The sequence below is a fragment of the Pseudoalteromonas sp. DSM 26666 genome (assembly GCF_900116475.1).
Classification (GTDB): Bacteria; Pseudomonadota; Gammaproteobacteria; order Enterobacterales; family Alteromonadaceae; genus Pseudoalteromonas; species Pseudoalteromonas tetraodonis.
Window position 1 is genome coordinate 819,413 of sequence record NZ_FPAR01000001.1, and the last position, 15,617, is coordinate 835,029.

The window sequence follows — 15,617 nt, forward strand, 5'->3', positions numbered from 1 at the left end:
AGAATGGTGGGTCATGATGGACTTGAACCATCGACCAATGGATTAAAAGTCCACTGCTCTACCAACTGAGCTAATGACCCGCTCTTTTTGTCACATTTCGAGTGGGGTTACCATTCGTTTGCTGCGGGCGCTTATAATACTTATTTATAAAATGAGTGCAACCGAAATTGTCTCTTTTTTTAAGTTTTTATGTCTAGTTGAGCAATTTTAGACCGCTTATGACAAAAAGCAGTCTAATCAAGCATCAACATTTATTTTGATAAACGATCTGTGGCTAATTTAGCAGCAGTTGTACTTGGGTACTGATTGATAAGCTCATTCAGTATTTTTTGTGCTTCTGCCTTCAAACCTTGCTCTTGTAAAAGTGTACCAAGCTTTAACATCGCATCTGGGCGTTTATTTGAATTTGGAAATTCGTTAACAACTACTTTAAAGTGCTCGGCTGCTTTTACACCGTCATTTTTAATCGTTAATAGTTGTCCCAGCCAATAATGTGCGTTTGAGGTGTACACTGAATTTGGATACGTTGTTAAGAACGCTTGAAATTCTGGAATAGCTTGGTCGTAGCGTTTATCTTTCATTATAAGCGCAACAGCACGTTCGTACGCTTCGTTTTCAGATAAATCGCTGCTGTAGCTCTGCTCATTACTAGGCTGTGTGTAGTCTGTTGTAGGCGCTGGAGCGGTCGGCTTTGCATACGCTTGGCTAACACGGTTCTCAATTTCTTGATAAAGCTCGCGTTGACGCTGGAGTACTTTTTCAAGCTTATAGCTTTGCTCTTCAGTTACTCCGCGTATTTGACTAACTTCATCTTGCAGTAAATTGAGCTGTTGCTGTAACTCTACTTGTAAAAAATTACGCTGTTGCATCATACTTTCAAGTGTTGCTAAACGCTTTTCAATGCTTGACTGTGAACTTGCAGCTTCTGAAACAGGAGCGGGAGCAGCCATTAACTGGGTGCTCCCGCTCAATATCATGGCTGCCAAAATAATTTTCGGCTTCATAATATCTCTTATCTTAGTAAACTAGTACCGCACGGCGGTTTTTAGCGAAAGCTGCTTCTGTGCGAGTCTTAACCATTGGCTTTTCTTCGCCGTAGCTAACTACTGACATTTGGCTTGCAGAAACACCTAAGCTTTGTAGGTATTTTTCAACTGCTTGTCCACGGTGCTCACCAAGTGCAATGTTGTACTCTGGCGTACCGCGCTCATCTGCGTGGCCTTCAATTAATACTTTAACAGAAGGATTTTTAACTAAAAACTCAGCGTGTGCACGAAGTAAGTCTGCATATTTGCTTTCTACTGTCGCTTTATCAAAGTCAAAGTAGATAATTTGCTCTTGACGAAGCGCTTCGTACTTTTGACGAAGTTGCTCTTCTGCTTGTTGCTCTGGCGTCATTGTGGCTACTTCAACTGTGTCCGTTGTTGTTTGCTCAACAGTTGCTTGGTTTGACTGGTTAGCTGCATTTTCGTCGATATCTGAAGATGAGCTACAAGCTGCTAGTGTCATTACTGGCACAGCAATTAGCAGGCCTTTAAGTATTTTGTTAAGTTGCATTGAGTAGATTCCTATTTTGAGTAAACCAGCAATTATTACTGTAAATATGGCGACCAAGCCGGTGCCTTTACTTGTCCATCAAGCACAGGTAAACGTGCTTTAAAACGGCCGTCCATCGATACTAGCGCAAGTACCTGTTTATTATTGTGGAGCGTGCTGTATATAATCATCGAGCCATTCGGCGCTATGCTCGGTGATTCGTCAAGGCGAGTTCGTGTTAAAACTTGAAACGCACCTGTAGCCAACTCTTTCTTAGCAAGATGATACTGTCCGTTAGTACGGTTTACCATCACTAATTCTTTTCCGTCTGGCGAAATAGAACCCGCTAGGTTCATGTCACCGTCAAAGGTTAATCTTTGCGTTCTGCCAGTTTTTAAATTTAACTTATAAATCTGAGCATTACCACCCCTTTCCGACGTAAATACTATATCTTCACCATTTGGGTACCACGAAGGTTCGGTATCTATACTACGATGGCGTGTTAATCGCGTCTCTTTACGTGTTAGTAAGTCTAATAAGTAAACCTCAGTTGCACCAGTTTTATCTTTTGACAGCACTAGCAGTAACTTTTTACCATCTGGCGAGAATTGCGGCGCGCCGTTAATTCCCTTGTAGCTGGTGATCAATTCGCGTTTACCCGTATAAATGTCTTGAATATAAATTTGGCTCTGGCGATTTTCAAAAGTTACATACGCTAACTTAGTACCGTCAGGTGACCAAACCGGTGACATTAATGGCTCTTTTGAACGCAATAATACTTGTTCATTAAAACCATCGTAATCAGCAACCACTAACTGATAAGGCTTTTCTTCGGTATCACGTACAATAACATAGGCTATTTTTGTTAAAAACGCGCCTTTTTCGCCAGTTAGCTTTTCATAAATAACATCACTAATGCGGTGCGAGTATCGACGAAATCCAGTTTCACCAATTACGCTTTGACGTGCTTCTAAAATATGGTCTTGGCTTTGAACAAGCTTACCGTTGCTCATCATTTGTGTTTCACCGCCAGTAATTTGGCCGCGAATAACATCAACAAGCTCATAACGTACTAAGTAACGTCCGTTGGTTTGCTGTTCTACTTCACCCACTAAAACCGCTTCAACGCCTTTATTAACCCAAGCGCCGTAATCAATATCGCCGTCTTTATGTGGTTGTTGAGGCATTTGTGAAACGCTAACTGGCTTAAATTTACCACTGCGCATTAAATCAGCAGCAATAACATCGCTAAGCTGCTCTGGAATAGGGCCAATACCTTGGTATTTAAAAGGCACAATCGCAATCGGTCTTGCACCGTCTATACCTTCAGTAATAACAATTTCAAGTGCCGCGTGTGCAACACCCTGAAACCCTAATATTAAAACTAAACAGGCTATTTTAATTTTGTTAAACATGTCATCCCTTAAAACTCTGGCGCGATGGTTATATTAATATTCTTTAATTGTTCGAATACGTCTTTATCTTTCGATACCGGTAATGTGTCGGCCATGCGAACCGCTCTTAAAGCAGCTTCACACACTAACTTATCACCACCTAACGACTTAACCTGCGTAACCAAGCCATTAAACCCAAGACGGAGATTAATGCGGCATTGCTGGTTTTTCATTTTTTCATCAATTAATAAGTTTTGCTGAATACGCGCCATAATTAATGCACGGTATTTATCAACTTCACTCACTACTTGCTGTTGACGTATTTTATTACGAGCAGCCTGCTCTTTGGCAAGTTGCTCTTGCAGTATTTGTTCTTGCAATGCTTGCTGACGTTTACGCTCGGCTTCTTCAGCACGTTTTTTACGCTCTTCTTCCGCTTTTTTAAGCGCGGCTTCTTCGGCTTTGCGTTTGTCGGCAGCCGCTTTAGCAGCATCTTCAGCTTCTTGCTTTTGCTTTTGCGCTTGTTTGGCTTTTGCTCGCTCACGCTGCTCTATTTCGCGGGCTTTTTTAGCTTGAGCTTCGGCTTCGGCTCTTTCTTTCTCTTTAGCTTTGCGCTGCTGCTCTAGCTTTTTAATGCGTCTTGCTTCAGATTCACTTTGCTTACGTGCGTCTGCTGCGCGGCGTTCTAAATCACGAATGCGTTTATCTTCAGCGCGCTTTTTATCTTCTTCTTTTTTGCGTAACTCAGCAATTTTTTGCTCAACCTGCTGTTGATCCACGGTCACAGCAGACACCGCATTTTCTGGCTCAGGAATGGCGGCATTAAGCGTCACTTCCATTACTTTAGGTTTAGGTGGATGAATGTTTGCTGATGCATACAAAAATCCCCCTAATGCTAAATGCAGTATTACTGATTTGATTAACGACGTATTCATATGACTACTTGGTCCCCTCAAAGGATTCGGTCATTAAGCCTACCGATGGTACACCTGCATTTTTCAAAAAATCCATGAGCAGTAACACTTCTTGATACGACACTTTACCTGAGCCTTTAATCATTACTGGGGTATCAGGGTTTTTCATTAGTTGTAGTTTAATTACAGCGGCTACATCTAATGCTTCCATTGGCTCTTCCGGATCAGTACCTATGCTTACATAGTATTTACCTTGCGAATCAATAGAGGCAATAATGGGCGGCGTATCTTTGGTATCAACCAAGTCTGACTCTTCCATTTTTGGTAGGTCTACTTTTACGCCATGGGTTATTAATGGCGCAGTGGCCATAAATATAATAAGCAACACCAACATTACATCAATGTATGGTACTACATTAATTTCTGCGACTGGGCGACGCTTTTTACGCTGGTACATTCGCTTGAGCCTCTATTTGGGTAGCTGCTTGACGGTGTAAAATATTGGCAAATTCTTCCATAAAGTTAATATAATGAGATTCTAACTTTTCAACTTTATTAGCAAATCGGTTATAGGCAATAACGGCAGGAATAGCCGCAAATAAACCCATTGCTGTTGCAATCAAAGCTTCTGCTATACCTGGTGCAACCATTTGTAAGGTTGCTTGTTTTACTTCACCTAAAGCAATAAAGGCATTCATAATACCCCATACTGTACCAAACAAACCTATGTAGGGGCTAATTGACCCAACGGTTGCTAAAAACGATAAGCTTGATTCTAGTTTTTCTATTTCACGAGAAAGCGCAACCCGCATTGAACGGTGCGTGCCTTCCATAACAATGCCTGCACTTTGAAAGGTATTTTTTTTGTGGCGTGCAAACTCTTTAAAACCTGAGGTGAATAACGCTTCAATACCCGTTGATTGACCACCGCGTGATGAAATTTCGTTATATAACTTACTTAGGTCAACACCAGACCAAAAACGTTGCTCAAATTTTTTGGCATTTGCTAAGGCGTCAGAGATGGCTTTTTTACGTTGAAAAATAATAGCCCACGACATAACCGACATAGCAACCAACGCTAGCATTACTAATTGCACAAGCAAACTGGCTTCTAGAATTAGATCTAAAAAATTAAGCCCTGATCCCACGTTAAACTCCTAAATAATTAAAAACATCAAATTGATTTATTTGAGTAAGGTAACTTTGTAACACATTAGCCACCATTAAAGTTCAGCTAGTGTATCTAGTGTATTTCCTGCTGACAACGATATTGCTGTGAATAGCCAACAAAAAACGTTAAAAAAATAGTTTTACTACTTAACTCTTGTTTTACTGTATAAATAAATAACAATAAAGCTATCTGTAAGCCCGCTTAATTTCACTAAAGAGTCACAAAAATACGCTGTTTATTCAAAATTAATGCATAAGCACTCATAAACACTACACGCTTACCTTAACGTAATAGTAAAACTAATACCGAACGTTTATATGTTAGTATACATAAACAAAGCATTTCATTAACTTATAGAATTAATGGTTAATTAACATGCAACATTAAGTAAAAACAGAAAACCCCTGCTATTAGTTTTTTTAATCTGAAAATATAAATTTTCTAGTTTGAACAAATTCTGCCGCTTCGGTATTATTCTCCCATACCGAGCTAGCGCATTAAATGAAAGCTATTTCATTGAATCCAGTTCTTCGTAATATGATTTATTTCGTATTACTTTTTTACTTCTTGGGGTATGACCTCAATAAGTAAAACGTAGTTCCCTAGATTACTTCCTTAAACTTGTTGTTTGCCCGCATTATTTGCGGGCTTTTTTTTGCCCGCAATTTGTCAAATCAGCTACACTCGGCCTCAGTAACGTTACAGCAGGCGCACAATAGCCTGATATGTCTTAACGCTCAGTGAATTATTGGCAAAGTAAAATACGTCTAAATTTAGCCTTTGCTCATACTAAAAAGCCACTGTCGTTAAAATGACAGTGGCTTTAGAAAGAGTCTAGTTATTCTGGTTATTTAATCTTTTTTAGGTAACAAGCCAAAATGGTGGTACGCATTATCAGAGACAATTCGCCCTCGCGGCGTACGCTGAATAAATCCTTGTTGAATTAAAAATGGTTCAATCACATCTTCTATGGTTTCTTTCTCTTCGCCTATTGCCGCGGCTAAGTTGTCAAGGCCAACAGGGCCACCCATAAACTTTTCGATGATGGCGAGTAAATATTTACGATCCATGTAATCAAAACCGCTTTTATCAACGTCAATCATGTCGAGGGCTTGTTGGGCCACCTCAGCATTAACCGTACCGTCTGACTTTACTTGGGTGTAATCGCGCACACGGCGCAATAAACGATTTGCAATACGTGGCGTACCGCGCGAACGTTTGGCTATTTCGGCCGCGCCATCGTCACACATTTCTAAACTAAGATAATGCGCTGAGCGCCCCACAATATGTGATAAGTCTTCCACAGAGTAAAACTCTAAGCGTTGAACAATACCAAAACGGTCACGCAGTGGAGAAGTTAATGATCCCGCACGGGTAGTTGCACCAATGAGTGTAAACGCGGGTAAATCAAGCTTAATAGAACGCGCTGCAGGGCCTTCACCTATCATAATATCGAGCTGGTAATCTTCCATTGCGGGGTAGAGTATTTCTTCAACTTGCGGGCTCAAACGGTGAATTTCATCAATAAACAGTACATCACCTTCTTCAAGGTTAGTGAGCAATGCGGCTAAATCGCCCGCTTTTTCAAGCACAGGCCCAGACGTGGTTTTAATATTTACGTTTAATTCGTTCGCCACAATATTAGCAAGCGTGGTTTTACCTAAGCCTGGTGGGCCAAATATCAATAAGTGATCCAACGCTTCGCTACGACTGCGCGCAGCTTCAATAAATATTTCCATTTGTTGCTTAACATGCGGCTGACCACGATAGTCGGCCAGTAACTTAGGCCTAATAGCACGGTCTATGGTGTCTTCGTTGGTTTTTTCAGCAGCATCTATTAAGCGATCAGCTTCGATCATAATTTACTCACAGCATTGATTTCAAAGATTCTTTAATTAGAACCTCAGTCGAAATATCGGGTTTGCTTACTGATTTTACTGCTTTTTGCGCTTGTGGCAATTTATAACCGAGCGCCACTAACGCCGAAACCGCATCATCGGCCGCATTATTGGCTATAGTTGCATCGCTCGCAGGCTCTATTACGGCGCTATCGCTAAATGGGGTAAATAAGTCATTACCCCAATTTTTTAATCTGTCTTTCATTTCGAGCACTAAGCGCTCTGCGGTCTTTTTGCCCACCCCTGGCAGTTTAACCAAGGCAGTGGCATCTTCATTATTTACACAACTTACAAACTGCTGCGCCGACATGCCCGACAAAATGGCTAAGCCTAATTTAGGCCCTACTCCATTGGCTTTTAACAGCTCTCTAAATAACGCACGTTCGGTTTTATTATTAAAGCCAAACAATAACTGTGCGTCTTCGCGTACTACAAAATGAGTGTACACAATGGCGTTGTCGCCTACTTTAGGCAAATCGTAAAAACAGGTCATTGGCATTTGTACTTCGTAGCCAACGCCGCTCACTTCTAATAGTATTTCTGGGGGCTGTTTTTCAACTAACACGCCGTTTAAGCGACCTATCATTGTTATTTCCTTAGACGTCCTCTAACGGTTTTGCTTGCGCTACCCGCTAGTTTTATTAAATTTTGTTCAGAGTGGGCATGGCAAATTGCAATTGCAAGCGCATCCGCCGCATCGGCTTGCGGCGTACCTGGCAGTTTAAGTATGTTTTTAACCATATGTTGAACTTGCGATTTATCTGCCCCACCGTTACCCACAACGGCTTGCTTTATTTGCCGTGCTGAGTATTCAAAAACCGGTAAGTCGGCCATAGAGGCACCGACAATCGCAGCACCACGGGCTTGACCTAGCTTTAAAGCAGAATCAGGGTTATGCGCCATAAATACTTTTTCTATAGCAAATGTTTCAGGCGAAAATTGCTCTATAAGTTGCGTAATGCCCTGGTAAATCATTTTAAGTCGGGTGGGAAAGTCATGATCGGCTAATTTAATACAGCCACTGCCTAAGTATGTAAACTTGGCACCTTGATGCGCAACCACACCGTAACCCGTTAAACGCGAGCCCGGATCGATCCCTAAAATTATGGCCAAACAGCACTCTCATTATTGTTATTTATTAATAGTGCTAATAATGCCAGAGCACTGTATAAATTACCAGTACAAAGCAAAAACAAAAATGCCTACTTAAAAAGTAGGCATTTAAACGCTATTTGGCTGGAAAGTTTACGCCAATGCGCGTACTAAGCCTTGGGTATTTTGTTTAAGCGTACGGGCAATCATAAAATAGCCTAATCCTGCTACAAACACGCCGCCAGCAACGGGGCCTATAATCCATATGTTAGGATGCAGCTTACCCGCTAAATCAAACATTTGCTGCTGCACTATTAACAGTGCTATATCACTGAAAAATGCAGCCACCAGTCCGGCTAAACCGCCCAGTAATAAAAACTCATACAAGGTGGCATTTTTGATTAATCGGCTTTTAGCACCTAACGTACGCAGTATCACAATTTCTTGCATCCGCTCACCTAAGCTCGCTTGCACCTGCGATATAAGTACCAACGCGCCACACAACACCACTATAGCCAGTACAAAACCAATAGCTAACGACACTTGCTCAATAGTCGATTGAATTTGTTTAACAAAGTTGTCTACATCAATCGCTGTAATAGTGGGATATGCCCGCAATAGCTGGCTAAAGTCGCGCTTTTGCTCAGGCTCAATACGTACTGATGAAATATAGGTGGCCGGAAAGCTGCTCAACACATCAGGGCTTAAAATAATGAAAAAGTTAGGTTTAAGCGTGGCCCAATTAACTTTACGTACACTGGTAATTTTAGCGTCGAACGACTGCGCACCAATTAAAAACGTGAGGGTATCGCCCATTTTCACATCAAGGCGCTTCATCATCGACTCTTCAAGTGAGGCCTCAGCTACTGCGTCATCGCCAAACCACTGGCCATCTATAATGTCATTTTGTGAGGGGACTTCGTTAAGCCAAGTTAAGTTAAGCTCGCGGCCAATGCCTGAGCGGGCTTCTTCGTCTTTTTTCTCGTTGTCTTGCAATGACACTTCACGTGCTACTGCTTCGCCATTTACTGCATTCACGCGGCCACGAATCGTTGGGTAAAACTCCGACACTTGAATGCCTTTTTGCGCTAAGTATTCATTTACCGGATCCAGCTCATTTTGCGTAATATTAACCAAAAAGGCATTAGGTGCATCGCTTGGTAACTGAGACTGCCAATCCGAAATAATGTCGTTTTTTAGCACAATTAAAAACAACAGTAATTTAATCGCTAGCGAAAAACTAACTAGCTGCACCGCATTAACGTTGGCGCGCTTTTGAATAGACGCAATAGCCAACGACCAGCTGTTACCTGGCTTTAAACCAAGCTTTCGGCCCCCGCCAAATATTAATTTAGAAATTAAAAACAACACTAAAATAAGCGCAAGCGTTGAGGCAAATAAAATAAGGGTAATTTTAATATTGTTACTAAATAACCACATTAATAAAAATACCGTTAAGGCGCTAAGCCCTAAATGGATTTTACTTACCGCAAGGCGGTCGCCTAAATTACGGCGAAGCACTCTAAGTGGTGGAATATCAAATAAATCTAACAATGGCTTAATAGAAAACATAACCGCACAAATAACCCCGGTGCTAATAGCCACTAACCACGGTTTAAACCCTGCCATAGGCAATTCGGTTCCCATGCTTTTTGCAAGGTAACCAGTTGCAACTTCTTGTAAGCCGTAACCAATAGCAAGGCCAACGACTACCGCCATGGTACACACCATTAATAAGTGCATAAGGTAAATTTTGCGGATCATGTCGCGGCTGCCACCTAAAGTTTTCATCATTGCGACTGGGTCATATTGGCGCTCACAATAGCGCTTAGCCGATACTGCAATAGCAACCGCGGCTAATATAATGCCCAGCAAACCTGCTAACAATAAAAAGCTTTCGGCTCTGTTTAAGCTATTTGAAATAGGAGACTGGCGGTCTTTTACACCATACCAATTTTGGTTTTCTTTGAGTTGCGGCTTTAACCAATCGTAAAAACTATTGATGTCGTTTTCATCACCTGCATATAACTGGCGGTAAAATACACGACTGCCTGGCTGTATTACTTCGGTTTTTGCCACATCATCTATGTTTATGAGCACCCTACGGCTACTAGAGAACACATTAAATGGCGCATCGGGTTCTTCTACAATCACCTTTTCAACATTAAATAACGCGGCACCTAATTCAACTTGGTCGCCTACGTTTATGTTTAAGCTATAAAAAACTGACTCACTTAACCATACGTTACCAGGACTTGGCGCACCGGGTGCAACCTCAGTTTGAGCATTCAAACCCGACTTAACTTTCAATTGGCCTTTAAGCGGGTAACTGTTTGATGCAGCCTTTACCGAGCTAAACTGCATTTGATCGTTTGCAAACAGCATAGTGTCAAAGTACACCATTTGTGCAGTTTGTAAGTTTTGTTGTTCTGCTTTGGTTATAAAGGCGGTATCTATGGCGTGATTGCTGGCAAGAACACGATCTGCTGCTATAAATGCACTGCTTTTTTGCGCAATACTTTGTGCAATTCGCTCAGTTACCATAGATAAAGTAAGCACGGTTAATACTGCCAGTGCAATGGCTGCGCTTATTACGGTTAGTTCACCACGGCGAAACTCACGAGAAAATAGTTTAAGCGCTAATTTAGCCCACATTTGCCATTTCCTCTGTTGAATTTTGTACCAGCTCCCCCGCCTCTATTTGAATAATGCGTTCACATTTTTGTGCTAAGGCTTCATCGTGAGTGACTAAAATGAGGGTTGTACCGTTTTGCTTATTTAAATCAAATAATAACGACTCAATCATATGGCCATTTTTGCTATCTAAGTTAGCTGATGGCTCATCGGCAAACAATATTTTTGGTGAACCAACAAATGCACGGGCAATCGCAACACGTTGTTGCTCACCACCAGATAACTGCGACGGGTAATGATCAACCCGATGGCTTAAGCCTACTTTTTCAAGCAAAGCGAGCGCTTGTTCTTTGGCGTCTTCTTTACCTGCAAGCTCTGCCGGTAGCATCACGTTTTCAAGTGCAGTTAAACTTTGTACCAACATAAAAGACTGAAACACAAAGCCAACTTTTGCAGCTCTGAGTGCGGCCCGCGCTTCTTCGTCTAATTCGTGCAGCGGCTCCCCATCTAACATTACTTCGCCGCTGCTTGCCGTATCAAGCCCTGCTAATAAACTTAATAAAGTGGATTTACCTGAGCCCGACGTGCCAACAACAGCAACAGACTCACCGTGCTTGACATTAAAGCTGATGTCGCTGAGGATGGACAACTCACCTTCAAGGGTAGATACAACTTTAGACAAACCATTTACTTGAATTATATTTAATTGAGAAAGCGCTGACATATGACTCATTCAATCCTACGTTTTGTATTTATTTTATTTTTAGTTATTAACCCGCTTACTGCGGCAGCTAACAACACGATTTTAATACTTGGTGACAGTTTAAGCGCAGCCTATGGCTTAAAACAAGAACAAGGCTGGGTGCAATTGTTACAAGATAAATACGATGCCGAGCAACGCAATATCAACTTAGTTAATGCCAGTATTAGTGGTGAAACCACTGGTGGCGCCCTGCGCAGACTTGATGCATTGCTTGAGCAATATCAACCAACTCATGTGCTCATAGAGCTTGGCGCTAATGACGGTCTACGCGGTTTTCCAGTTACTAAAATGCAAGACAACTTGACCGCTCTAATTGAAAAAAGCCAAGCAATAGATGCACAAACCGCGCTAATGGAAATTTATATTCCACCTAACTATGGCCCACGTTACAGTAAAATGTTCACCGATAGTTTTGCCAGTGTTAGCAAAGCCACAGGCTCGTATTTAATGCCGTTTTTTGTACTTAAAGTAGCAGGCAAAAGCGAGCTAATGCAAAACGATAACTTACACCCTAACAAAACTGCGCAACCAATACTACGAGATGAAATGTATAACACGATCAACCAGTGGTTAAATAAAGAGTAAGGCCGTGTAAAACTTCTGGCGCAAGCGCTTAATATTAAACGCTTGCGCAATAAACATCCAAACAAACAAATGCTTATTGATTTTTTTAAAAATACACGTACTATTGCAGTCGAAGTCGGTATGTGGCGCAGCTTGGTAGCGCACTGTCATGGGGTGGCAGGGGTCGAGAGTTCGAATCTCTCCATACCGACCATTTAAATCCCTTCAAAACTTAGTTTTATTCAATAAAAACCATTTTCCTTTCGTTCTACCTAATTTAATACAAAAAAATATCGTACATTTATCGCACCAACCAATTTATTGACTTTTTTCTGCTTTTTGATTTCCATGGTATTTAGATTATGTGGCATCACACCTCGTTTAAATACTTTTCAAATAATAAAAAGCACGTATCTACTTTTAATTTTGATGTATTGGCTTGAGTCTATTGACATGCAGCTGTGGGCAAGCACTCAATAATTATGATGTCTGAAGTCAAGATTTGGCCCTTTTGGCTCTCTCTAAAAAGAACTCAAACCCAACCAGTGCATTGGTAAACCACATCACCCAAATAGTCAGCAAAAACATCAGCCGCGAATTTTCAAACGTACGCGACCAACTAGGCCTATACAACAACCTAAAACCAGAAGAACGCCCAACTTATCACGAAATACGCGGCCTATCAGCACGCCTAATAAAAGCCCAAAGCTGGGACCCACAAACCCGCATGGGTCACTCAGACAGCAAATCAACCAAAATCCACACCGAATTCGGCAAACAGATTGAATGGGTGCAAGTGCCTAACTTAACCGTAAACCTAAGTTAAACCGCAAATGAGATGGATTGCTTGAAAATCATACTGACTTCACTTTACGTTAAGTTTCTTGTGCTATAAATAATCAAATGTAAAAAGGATTTACTTCATCTATATATCATTTGCTATTCCAGTTATGTACAATATGCAAAAAAGAAGGGATTTTACAGTGACTACTACTGTTTACGATATTGATGGAAGGCAGGTATCAAGCGACACTCGCTGGTCTGCAAATTTAGTACTTTCCGATGGGAAAAAATACGTTGCATATGTTGACGACTGTGAATTTGAAAAAATAGCGGATCTGACCAACAGTGTACTTGTACTTGCTGGGAATGGTGTGTTAATAGCTCAGTGGAAAAAATGGTGGTACACATCAAGAGATCCAAAATCACTTCCACCGACCGATATTAATGGTCAAAACGTTATTAGTCTGTTAATAATAGATAAACTAAAAGATGAAATAATCTTTGACGCAGGTAATAAAAAAGCAATGTTTTGTTATGAAACAGAAAGGGTTATTTCTGTTTTTAGTGGTTCAGGCGATATCCACGCAGCAAGCTGTTGGGACCTCAATCGCTGTGCTAAAAAAGCTATAGAAACTGCATCAAATGCAGATATATATACTAGTAACATTGTTAGATTTGTCGACTTTAATAGTGGCGAAACTAACCTAGAACATACAGAATTTAATTATCAATGCATCGTAGATGCAATCATGGAAAGGGGGTTCGTAGTGAATATATCTACATCACCTGCAGCTAACGAAGTTGGTGTACCGTTAAGCCAGGATAAAGTAAGTAAGGAAATTAAAGAAATGCTCGCATCAGGAAAAGCCGTTGCTTCAGCACCAGTGCCAGGTATCGGGAAGTTTCAATGGAACCAAGAACAAAAAGATAAGCTTGCGAAAGCAATTGAGAGAGTAAATGAACTAGAGAGTATGTGAAACTCAGCTTCTCACTTAATAAAAAGCCTACATCCGTAGGCTTTTTTTATAATTACCAATTAGATTTACTATCGTGTCTTGCGCTCGTAACATAGCTCTCAATATTACTTACTATCTCTTTTACCTTTTGCTCAGCAGCAGCGCTGCGTTCATCAGTAACATAAGATGTTGCATAGGTACTTTTATTATCCGTATTGGTGTGCTCAACTATTTTAGTGATCGCACGAAACTTACCCTCTTTGGTATCAATACGAATATTGTATTTAAAGCTATAACGAATAATCCCCATCATATCAGTACCATTGTCAGCAATGCCATTACCAATAATAGTGCCAGTTTTTGGATCTTCGTAATCCACTACCGACTCACCAGATACAAAATACTGTGAAAACCATTGACGAGTTTTATTGTATATTTCATCTTGGCTTTGGTTTGGAACGTTTACAACATCTGTTACTTCTACAGGTGTATATTGTGTTGTTTGACAGCCAGCAGCTACAGTTAATACGCTGGCCAATAAAGCATTTTTTAAATTATTAAACTTTTTTCTGCTCGTCTGTGAAAATAAATATCAAATTAAAACTGAAGTTTCTTATTTGAATAATCCAGTATATAGGTTAAAAATTTTTCAACATCATCAATTGCTTGAAATATATACTCCTCTTTAACCATCAAAAGATGTTTTTCAATAAAATAAACATGCTTTTCTCTTTCAATATGTTTTATGAAATTGTCTTTACCATCATCATCAAGATCAACATCTCCTGTACTGTGCATTATAGAATTTCTAATTCTTCTTAATGTTTGAATACTTGACCAACTGTCATTAACTGGATCAAATGAAAAATCACAAACCTTTGTTAGATAATTGAAATACAATTGAATTCCAGTTCCTTTTAAGTCTTTTAACCTAATTTTGCCTTTATGTCTGTCGTCAATACCCCGACAAAAAATTTTTAACGTTTTATCTAAAACAGCATAAAGTGACAATACTGTTGAGTATCGATGCATCCGGATATGAATAAAATCAATTTCCTTAGCTACCATCCACAAATCAGAACCATTATATTCACCAAATTGATTTGCTTCCCCATCCATAAGCTCATCTTCATCTCTGGCTTCTTCACATAGCTCGTCAAATTCAGTACTAAATATCTGCTCTATTTTTTGATAGTGCTTACGTAAATATTTTGTAGTTTCTTTAATTGAACTGATACTCACTGGTTTTAGTTCAGGAGAAAAAGCTATAGAAGGCTTAAAAGCAGGTTTAGAAGATTTCATAAATATCCCTTTTTAAATTATAGTTATATATCAATAAGATTTTTCTGGAACGCCCAATATTCTTAATATTTCATTTTTAACGCTTCGTAATTCATGGGCTGGCAATGAGTTTGGCGCCTTATTAAATATACTATACCCTTTTGCATACCGCTCTCTATAATTATCATAAGCATCTGAGGTATAGCTATTCATTAGGTGCATATTAGGCTCACTCTTCAAGCTATTAAAAAGCTTCAACAACTCTTCTTGGGCTAATTGGTCTTTTTCTTGCTCTTCATAATAAAGCAAACGGGTCAAATCTTGACTTCAGACATCACAATCCATTAATGATCATTTATCGCTCTTAACTATCTTCCAAACGATAACAAAATAGCACTTAAAAAATCCTTTGATAATTTCACAGACTAAAACTTTGCTTGCATACGACACGCCGACAAAGCGGGTACCGTATGTGTTAAGACTTCAGGCAAAGTTTATTTTGGTAGCCAGTGATACACATAAATAGGCGTTTGGTAAAAATCTTTAAACTTGATCACTTTAGTTGGTTTATATCATGGCAAAGCGAAGGTGTTACTCACAATGGTGCTGTTTTTAAGCACGTTTTGTTTTA

At 40.2% G+C, this 15,617-nt stretch carries 17 protein-coding genes and 2 tRNA genes; 4 read left to right on the forward strand and 15 right to left on the reverse strand.

The window, feature by feature from the left end; translation table 11 throughout:
• Positions 1–4: 4 nt before the first annotated feature.
• The 12 genes from BM380_RS03650 to BM380_RS03705 form a co-directional block, all read right to left on the reverse strand.
• A tRNA-Lys gene (locus BM380_RS03650) sits at positions 5–80 on the reverse strand.
• 171 nt (positions 81–251) lie between these two features.
• Complete coding sequence (ybgF, locus tag BM380_RS03655) at positions 252–1,004, reverse strand: tol-pal system protein YbgF (RefSeq protein WP_016899823.1); 753 nt, start codon at positions 1,002–1,004, stop codon at positions 252–254.
• Between the two features lie 13 nt (positions 1,005–1,017).
• Positions 1,018–1,557, reverse strand: a complete 540-nt coding sequence (gene pal, locus BM380_RS03660; RefSeq protein WP_013464641.1) for a peptidoglycan-associated lipoprotein Pal — start codon at positions 1,555–1,557, stop codon at positions 1,018–1,020.
• 35 nt (positions 1,558–1,592) lie between these two features.
• Positions 1,593–2,951 (reverse strand): Tol-Pal system beta propeller repeat protein TolB, encoded by a 1,359-nt coding sequence (gene tolB / locus BM380_RS03665; RefSeq protein WP_013464640.1) that lies wholly within the window; start codon positions 2,949–2,951, stop codon positions 1,593–1,595.
• A gap of 8 nt (positions 2,952–2,959) precedes the next feature.
• Positions 2,960–3,865, reverse strand: a complete 906-nt coding sequence (gene tolA, locus BM380_RS03670) for a cell envelope integrity protein TolA (protein ID WP_024601153.1) — start codon at positions 3,863–3,865, stop codon at positions 2,960–2,962.
• A 4-nt stretch (positions 3,866–3,869) separates the two neighbouring features.
• On the reverse strand, positions 3,870–4,301 hold the full coding sequence (gene tolR / locus BM380_RS03675) for a protein TolR (protein ID WP_016899822.1): 432 nt from the start codon (positions 4,299–4,301) through the stop codon (positions 3,870–3,872).
• A complete protein-coding gene (gene tolQ / locus BM380_RS03680) occupies positions 4,288–4,992 on the reverse strand; it encodes a protein TolQ (protein ID WP_016899821.1) in 705 nt (234 codons plus the stop codon). The genes tolR and tolQ overlap by 14 nt, the downstream gene beginning before the upstream one ends.
• 874 nt (positions 4,993–5,866) lie before the next feature.
• Positions 5,867–6,874 (reverse strand): Holliday junction branch migration DNA helicase RuvB, encoded by a 1,008-nt coding sequence (gene ruvB / locus BM380_RS03685; RefSeq protein WP_013464636.1) that lies wholly within the window; start codon positions 6,872–6,874, stop codon positions 5,867–5,869.
• Between the two features lie 7 nt (positions 6,875–6,881).
• Entirely contained in the window at positions 6,882–7,499 is a 618-nt protein-coding gene (ruvA, locus tag BM380_RS03690; RefSeq protein ID WP_090492974.1) for a Holliday junction branch migration protein RuvA, read from the reverse strand.
• A 2-nt stretch (positions 7,500–7,501) separates the two neighbouring features.
• Entirely contained in the window at positions 7,502–8,026 is a 525-nt protein-coding gene (gene ruvC / locus BM380_RS03695) for a crossover junction endodeoxyribonuclease RuvC (protein ID WP_008114131.1), read from the reverse strand.
• Positions 8,027–8,158: 132 nt separating this feature from the next.
• A complete protein-coding gene (locus tag BM380_RS03700) occupies positions 8,159–10,660 on the reverse strand; it encodes an ABC transporter permease (protein ID WP_090492976.1) in 2,502 nt (833 codons plus the stop codon).
• On the reverse strand, positions 10,650–11,363 hold the full coding sequence (locus tag BM380_RS03705; protein ID WP_008114127.1) for an ABC transporter ATP-binding protein: 714 nt from the start codon (positions 11,361–11,363) through the stop codon (positions 10,650–10,652). Before BM380_RS03705 ends, BM380_RS03700 begins: the two co-directional genes overlap by 11 nt.
• On the opposite strand from BM380_RS03705, the gene BM380_RS03710 reads away from it, so the two are divergent.
• The 4 genes from BM380_RS03710 to BM380_RS03725 all read left to right on the forward strand — a co-directional run bounded on the left by BM380_RS03710 (position 11,364) and on the right by BM380_RS03725 (position 13,726).
• Positions 11,364–11,987, forward strand: coding sequence for an arylesterase (locus tag BM380_RS03710; RefSeq protein WP_033102626.1), 624 nt, complete (start codon positions 11,364–11,366; stop codon positions 11,985–11,987).
• Positions 11,988–12,103: 116 nt separating this feature from the next.
• Positions 12,104–12,180, forward strand: a tRNA-Pro gene (locus tag BM380_RS03715).
• A 288-nt stretch (positions 12,181–12,468) separates the two neighbouring features.
• A complete protein-coding gene (locus BM380_RS03720) occupies positions 12,469–12,792 on the forward strand; it encodes a site-specific integrase (RefSeq protein ID WP_090492977.1) in 324 nt (107 codons plus the stop codon).
• A gap of 157 nt (positions 12,793–12,949) precedes the next feature.
• Positions 12,950–13,726, forward strand: a complete 777-nt coding sequence (locus tag BM380_RS03725; RefSeq protein WP_139232423.1) for a hypothetical protein — start codon at positions 12,950–12,952, stop codon at positions 13,724–13,726.
• A 52-nt stretch (positions 13,727–13,778) separates the two neighbouring features.
• Here BM380_RS03725 and BM380_RS03730 read toward each other — a convergent pair whose 3' ends face one another.
• Genes BM380_RS03730 through BM380_RS03740 form a run of 3 tightly spaced genes read right to left on the reverse strand, consistent with a single transcriptional unit; the run spans position 13,779 to position 15,304 of the window.
• Complete coding sequence (locus tag BM380_RS03730; protein ID WP_090492981.1) at positions 13,779–14,243, reverse strand: DUF4468 domain-containing protein; 465 nt, start codon at positions 14,241–14,243, stop codon at positions 13,779–13,781.
• Positions 14,244–14,302: 59 nt separating this feature from the next.
• Positions 14,303–15,007 (reverse strand): hypothetical protein, encoded by a 705-nt coding sequence (locus BM380_RS03735; protein WP_090492983.1) that lies wholly within the window; start codon positions 15,005–15,007, stop codon positions 14,303–14,305.
• A 30-nt stretch (positions 15,008–15,037) separates the two neighbouring features.
• A complete protein-coding gene (locus BM380_RS03740) occupies positions 15,038–15,304 on the reverse strand; it encodes a hypothetical protein (protein WP_090492985.1) in 267 nt (88 codons plus the stop codon).
• Between the last annotated feature and the right edge of the window lie 313 nt (positions 15,305–15,617).

Excerpts from the sequence above, each read along its gene's own strand:
- BM380_RS03700 (WP_090492976.1), bottom strand. The coding sequence starts at position 10,660 with ATGTGGGCTAAATTAGCGCTTAAACTATTTTCTCGTGAGTTTCGCCGT.
- ruvB (WP_013464636.1), bottom strand. The coding sequence starts at position 6,874 with ATGATCGAAGCTGATCGCTTAATAGATGCTGCTGAAAAAACCAACGAA.
- BM380_RS03735 (WP_090492983.1), bottom strand. The coding sequence starts at position 15,007 with ATGAAATCTTCTAAACCTGCTTTTAAGCCTTCTATAGCTTTTTCTCCT.
- tolB (WP_013464640.1), bottom strand. The coding sequence starts at position 2,951 with ATGTTTAACAAAATTAAAATAGCCTGTTTAGTTTTAATATTAGGGTTT.
- ybgF (WP_016899823.1), bottom strand. The coding sequence starts at position 1,004 with ATGAAGCCGAAAATTATTTTGGCAGCCATGATATTGAGCGGGAGCACC.
- tolR (WP_016899822.1), bottom strand. The coding sequence starts at position 4,301 with ATGTACCAGCGTAAAAAGCGTCGCCCAGTCGCAGAAATTAATGTAGTA.
- tolA (WP_024601153.1), bottom strand. The coding sequence starts at position 3,865 with ATGAATACGTCGTTAATCAAATCAGTAATACTGCATTTAGCATTAGGG.
- BM380_RS03705 (WP_008114127.1), bottom strand. The coding sequence starts at position 11,363 with ATGTCAGCGCTTTCTCAATTAAATATAATTCAAGTAAATGGTTTGTCT.
- pal (WP_013464641.1), bottom strand. The coding sequence starts at position 1,557 with ATGCAACTTAACAAAATACTTAAAGGCCTGCTAATTGCTGTGCCAGTA.
- BM380_RS03710 (WP_033102626.1), top strand. The coding sequence starts at position 11,364 with ATGACTCATTCAATCCTACGTTTTGTATTTATTTTATTTTTAGTTATT.
- ruvA (WP_090492974.1), bottom strand. The coding sequence starts at position 7,499 with ATGATAGGTCGCTTAAACGGCGTGTTAGTTGAAAAACAGCCCCCAGAA.